Origin of the sequence: Hyphomonas sp. (assembly GCF_040882205.1) — a bacterium.
In the GTDB taxonomy this organism is placed as follows: domain Bacteria; phylum Pseudomonadota; class Alphaproteobacteria; order Caulobacterales; family Hyphomonadaceae; genus Hyphomonas.
Genome location: NZ_JBBEBT010000122.1, coordinates 1 through 5,372 on the forward strand (window position 1 = coordinate 1; position 5,372 = coordinate 5,372).

Annotated in this window: 5 protein-coding genes and 1 pseudogene; 3 read left to right on the forward strand and 3 right to left on the reverse strand. The window is 62.8% G+C overall.

Annotated elements, in window-relative coordinates; translation table 11 throughout:
- The coding region (locus WEA77_RS04745; protein ID WP_368066716.1) for an enoyl-CoA hydratase-related protein at positions 1-415 on the forward strand (415 nt) is incomplete at its 5' end.
- Between the two features lie 48 nt (positions 416-463).
- Here WEA77_RS04745 and WEA77_RS04750 read toward each other — a convergent pair.
- Positions 464-1,381 carry a fatty acid desaturase family protein gene (locus WEA77_RS04750; RefSeq protein WP_368066717.1) on the reverse strand — a complete coding sequence of 306 codons (918 nt, stop codon included), beginning with the start codon at positions 1,379-1,381 and terminating at the stop codon, positions 464-466.
- A 62-nt stretch (positions 1,382-1,443) separates the two neighbouring features.
- Between WEA77_RS04750 and WEA77_RS04755 the strand changes: the two genes are divergently transcribed.
- Positions 1,444-2,256 (forward strand): hypothetical protein, encoded by an 813-nt coding sequence (locus tag WEA77_RS04755; RefSeq protein WP_368066718.1) that lies wholly within the window; start codon positions 1,444-1,446, stop codon positions 2,254-2,256.
- On the opposite strand, the gene WEA77_RS04760 is transcribed toward WEA77_RS04755, so the two are convergent.
- Positions 2,253-3,506, reverse strand: coding sequence for an FAD-dependent oxidoreductase (locus WEA77_RS04760; protein ID WP_368066719.1), 1,254 nt, complete (start codon positions 3,504-3,506; stop codon positions 2,253-2,255). The two genes, WEA77_RS04755 and WEA77_RS04760, sit on opposite strands and share 4 nt — an antisense overlap.
- A 206-nt stretch (positions 3,507-3,712) precedes the next feature.
- Here WEA77_RS04760 and WEA77_RS04765 point away from each other — a divergent pair, with 206 nt between their 5' ends.
- The gene (locus tag WEA77_RS04765; RefSeq protein WP_368066720.1) at positions 3,713-4,966 is read left to right on the forward strand and encodes a hypothetical protein; all 1,254 of its coding nucleotides are present in this window, start codon (positions 3,713-3,715) and stop codon (positions 4,964-4,966) included.
- A 39-nt stretch (positions 4,967-5,005) separates the two neighbouring features.
- Here WEA77_RS04765 and WEA77_RS04770 read toward each other — a convergent pair.
- Positions 5,006-5,341, reverse strand: a pseudogene (locus tag WEA77_RS04770) (META domain-containing protein); the annotation flags it as partial.
- Positions 5,342-5,372 lie beyond the last annotated feature (31 nt).

Sequence of the window (5,372 nt, forward strand, 5' to 3'; positions counted from 1 at the left end):
TATGGAAATCAATATCGCGATGACCGCCGATGTCGGCACCTTCCCGCGCCTGCAACGCTATATCCCGGAAGGCTGGGTCAAGGAACTCGCCTATACGGGCCGCCGCATAGACGCGGCGAAAGCGAAAGAGATCGGCCTCGTCAACGACATCTATGACACGCACGAAGATCTCATTTCCGGCGTCATGGCCACCGCCCGCGAGATCGCGTCGAAAAACCCCGTCGCCGTTACCGGCTCGAAAGTGCTGATCAATTACGGCCGCGATCACACCACCGCCGATACGCTGGACTATATCGGCATCTGGAACGCCGCGATGTTCCCGCCCACCCACATGGCCGAAGCCTTCGCCGCCCGGGCCGAGAAGCGCGAGCCCGTCTTCCCGGACCTCGCGCCGTATCGTTCGGAACCGATGTAGGTCCGGAAGGTTCTCGCCTCCTGGCGCGCAGTGACGGAAGGTGAGTGTCTACTCCGCCGCCACCATCCGCGCGCCCTCCGGCCGCACCGCGCGGCGCAGCACATCGCCATAGCCGCGCGAGATGCATTCATAGCCGTCATAATAGCCGCGCGCGGCCAGCAGCCGATGCAGCTTGCCGAGGTTGTATGGCGGAATGCTCGCGAACATGTGGTGCTCAAGGTGATAGTTCACGTCGTTCGGCGCAATGAACACGCGCTGCCAGAAGGGCGCAACTGTCGTGCCTGTATTCAGCCTTGCATCCAGGCTCGTGCGGTCCTTTGAGGTGCCATGTTCGCCGATCTGCCGCAGGCGGACGATTGCCGGATACACGGTAAGCTCGGCCGCCCACCACATCAGATACGCCCAGGGCGCGCCCGCCAGCGTCAGCGTACCCAGCAGCACCACATGGAAAGCCAGCCAGGGCCAGTTCTTCGACAGCTTGAAATTCCGGATCTTGCGCAGCGTGTCGCGGTAGCCCGTCTGACCCGTCAGGTCACGGATGAATTTCCGGCGCAGGCTTTCGGCCGGCACAGGATAATTCTTCACAAAGCCGATGTCCGGATCATCCGGGGTTCCGGCATACTTATGATGCTTAAGATGATACGCCCGGTAGGCGGGCAGCGAGGTGTTCAGCGGCGCGCCGCACAGCCAGTGGCCGACAAATTCGTCCACCCTCTGGCTCTTGAAAAAGGCATGGTGCGCGCAGTCATGGTTCATCACGCCGAGCGCCAGCAGGCGTCCACCGAGAATGATGATGCCAAGGAGGATCGTCAGCGGGTTCGGCCAGATAATCGCAAGCGCGAACGCAGCCGCAATAAGCCCCCAGGTAAACACAAACGAGGCTGCCGCGCGCAGGTCCGATTTCTTGCGCAGGCCGCGCAACTCGTCTTTTGACAAGGCGTCCGAAAGCTTGAGATCGTTGGCCATGGGCGTTTCCTCCGCATCTTCTTTAGTGATTTATTACACGTTATATCATATAATGTCAAATTATGTTCGATTTTAAGCCCCTCGCCCCGGAAGACGTCTCGGCCCGCGCCCTCGTCCTGTCGTTGATCAGCGGCGCCAGGGCCGGGCGGCAATCGATTGCGCGCCTCATCAATGCCGCCGCTCTGTTCGGCATTGAGGCCCCCGCCCTCCGGGTCGCCGTCACCCGGCTGATCAAGGAAGGCCTGCTCGAAAGCCCGGACCGCGGCCTCTACATGCCGGGTCCGCGTGCCAAGGCCCTGACGCGCCGCCTGCAGGACTGGCAGAATGTCCGCCGTAAGCTCGCGCCCTGGAACGGCGACTGGCTGATCGCTCTCACCCACTATCTCGGTCGCAGCGACCGCAAGCAGCTGCGCGCCCGCGAACGCGCTCTCACGCTCACCGGCTTCCGCGAAACCCCGTCCGCCATCTGGGTGCGCCCGGCCAACCTCGCCGGCAGCCTCAAGGAGCAGCGCGCCGACCTTCTTGCCCTCGGCGCCGATGAAACTCTGACACTCCTGCGCGCCGCCGCGATTGCAGGCGATGCGCCGGAAGACTGGCCCGCCCTCTGGTCACCGGAGGCGCTCGCCGCCAACTACGCCGCCGCGATAACCGTATTGCAACAGAGCCTTGCGCGCCTGCCCGGCCAGCCCGCCGACGCCGCCGCCCGCGAAACGCTGCTGGTCGGCCAGGCCGTACTGCGCCTGATCAACCTTGATCCGCTGCTGCCGGCCGAGCTTGGCAACCAGTCGGATTTCCTCCGCATGGTCGACCAGATGCGGGCCTATAACCAAACCGGCCAGGCTTGCTGGCGGGATTACTACGCCGCCGCAGGCTAACCGGCCCGCTGCACCAGGTCGCGCACCGACAAGCGCGACCGTTCGACCACGGATGAAACCAGCTCGTGCGAGAAGGTCGCGCCGCTGAACCATGTCCGCTTGCCGCCCTGCGCCTCGCGCATCGCCGTGAACAGGCCATCGGCCACAGCGTCGGCGCGGTATTGCGGAAAATACTTCCAGGTCCGCGCATAGATCACGGTCTCGACCTGCACACCCAGCCGCTCGATATCCGACAGCAGGATCTGGCGCAGTTCCGGCGGCGTCAGGCCGTTGGAGAATTGGCCCGTCACGTAAAGCCGCGCGCCATCCTCCATCACGTCACCTTCCCGGCGCGAGCCCAGCATCGCCCCGCGCAGCGACGGGTCCTTGCAGGCGAGCGAATAGCCATGCACCTGCGCGCCCGTGAACCAGTTCTTCGACGAGACCAGCGTCGTCGTGTAATTCTGCCACTCCACCCCGTCGAGGATCGCCTGCTCCGCCGGCAGCAGGTCCGTCAGCCGAGCAAACTCGTCCATGGGCAGCGTCGAAATCAGCGCATCAAACCGCTCCCGCCCGCCCCCGGACACCACAATCACACTATTGTCGCGCCGCTCGATATGCTCGACCCGCGCCTCCAGCCGAATATCAAACCGCGTCGCAAACCGGTTCCAGAACTCGCTCCAGCCCTCCACCGGCATATGCATGTCGTTCAGCACACCGGAAATCAGCAGGTCGAAATCGCACCACTGCACCGTCTGGCCGATGGTCACTTCCTGCGCGTAGCCATAGCCCTGTGCCGGCAGGATGCGATGCATCGCAAGGTCCAGCTTGGGCAAATCCAGGCGCGCCAGCCAGGCGTCCACCGACATCGAGGCCTCGGCCAGCACCGCCGCCTCGGAGGGCGCCTCGGCGATGCGTTTGCGCAGCCGGCCCGCCGCGTTCACGAATTTCAGCGCCTGCACCACCAGGGGTGGCCCGGCCCCCTTTCTCACGTAATCGACCACCGGGGCATCATCATACCGCGCCTCGCCGAGGCGCCGGAGATGGATTCCGTGCGCTTTCATCCAGCGTTTGACGATCACATGCTGCCGGGTTGTGTAGCAGGTGCCCATCTCGTTGAAGGAATCGCCTGAGCTGAAAGAGAAAGATTTGCCGCCGACCCGGTTTTCCTTCTCAAAAACAACCGCCTGATGGCCAGAAGCCTGAATGAACTGAGCCGCGCTCAGCCCTCCAGGGCCGCCACCGATGACAGCTATTTTCAACTTGGGCATGCCCTCACTTCCTTGAACCGAGCCTCCTGGCGGCAGCCTGTCCACCTCCGGTATGGTCGCCGCACCGCTCTGCTTCTGCAGGCGGCAAATCGGCCGGATCGTGTAAGCAAAGCAGTCAGGTAGGTTAACAGGCCGGAAACACGGGCTGGAAAATCAGCAAGACCACTCAAGCCTGAAAACAAGGTTTACGTGCCATAAACGCGGGCATGAGCGATACGCACAACTTCCTGCGGTATGTCCTGACGGGCAAGCCGAATGAGGACGCGGCCATAGGCCCGCGCGTGCGCTTGCAGCAACATCTCGACCTTGCGCGCGCCGTTCAGCTGATGGCGATGATCACGATCTTCAACTCGGTGATAGCTGGCTACGTCGTCCTCTCGCTGACGGGCGAAACCCTGATCTTCGTCTGGTCGGCATCAAATTTTATTGCCGCAGCCCTGATTCTGTTCGACTACTTCCGGAAGGCCGGCCGCCCGCTCCCGAAATCGGTCAGTGGGCGCTACCTCTACCGTTCTGAGGTCATGGGCATCGTCACCGGCTTCCTGTTCGGGGCCATGCCACTCTACATCAGCTCCGATCCGTTCAATTCGCTGATCCTGTCGAGCCTGTTCACGGTCTCGATGTCCGCAGGACTGATGTGTGTCCTGCCGCGTAATCCGCGCCTCGTTGTCCGCTACCTGGCGGGCGCTGTTATTCCGCTCGGTATGCACGTCATCCTTCACTTCAACGACAAGATGATGGCCATAGCGATTGGCCTGTCCCTCCTGATCCTGACGATCTACTTCGGGGCTCGCGCCGCCTTCATGCTCTATCTGAAGGAAGTCAAATCGGTCGACGAAGCCACCCAGCTTCGTGAAATTCTCGACGTCGCCCTTGATGGCTCGGGGCAGGCCTTCGCCGTTCTGTCTACGGACGGTAAGGTGATCTTTGAAAACGAACTTTACACCAAGGTCAAACCTGCCCTGCGCAATGTCGAATCCCTCGGCGGGGTCGTCCACGCGCACGATCGCTACTGGCAGACGGCGACTTACCAGGTGGCAAGCATCGGCTCGGTGGAAATCTTTACGGACGTCTCGCGCATCGAAGACGCGCGCCAGGAAGCTGAATCGCTTCGCCAGGAAGCCGATGAAGCCAGCCACGCCAAGACGCGCTTCCTGAGCTCAGTCACGTCCGAACTGCTCGTACCGCTGCGCACTGTCCGCCTGCAGGCTTCGATGATGGATGCCGGCTCGCGCATCCCGGTCACCAAGGCCGACATGAACCGCAGCGCCGACCAGATCCGCCTGCTGACGGAATCGCTCGAAGGCCGCGTCGAACAGATCATCGGCTATGCCAGCGGCGACGCGACCCAGGCCGACCTCGCCGCTACCGCTGACCTGCGCGAGGACGACACCAATCCGGTGCTGAAGCTCGAAAGCTTCCTGCGCCGCAGCCTGCGCAGCAGCCAGCCCGGCCAATAGACCCTGGCGCCGCGCCGTAATCCGCTTGCCGCCGGGGCCATCCATCAGCAGCGCGCCGCTCTCGTCAACGCCGAACATCGTGATGCCAGGCAGCGCTACGAGGAAAGCGCGCTTCTGCGTCATTAGCGGTCCGGCGCAGGCCATTTCCGCCGGGACCGGCGGCCCGAAACTGATGCCTTCCCCGGTCAGTGGGCGGGGCGCGCCATAGGTGTTGCAAACTCCCCTTCTGCCAACATTATCCGCCTCCGGATCAAACAACATCGTTACGATGGAGCCGTCCACAAGGCGCTCGCCCTGGATGGTTTCCACTTGCCACGCCTCGCTCGTCAGCAGCGAATACGGGTTGGTGTCTCGACCCAGCGAAAAACTGCTCAAGCCATAAGGAGCAAAATTGGCTATGAGTTTG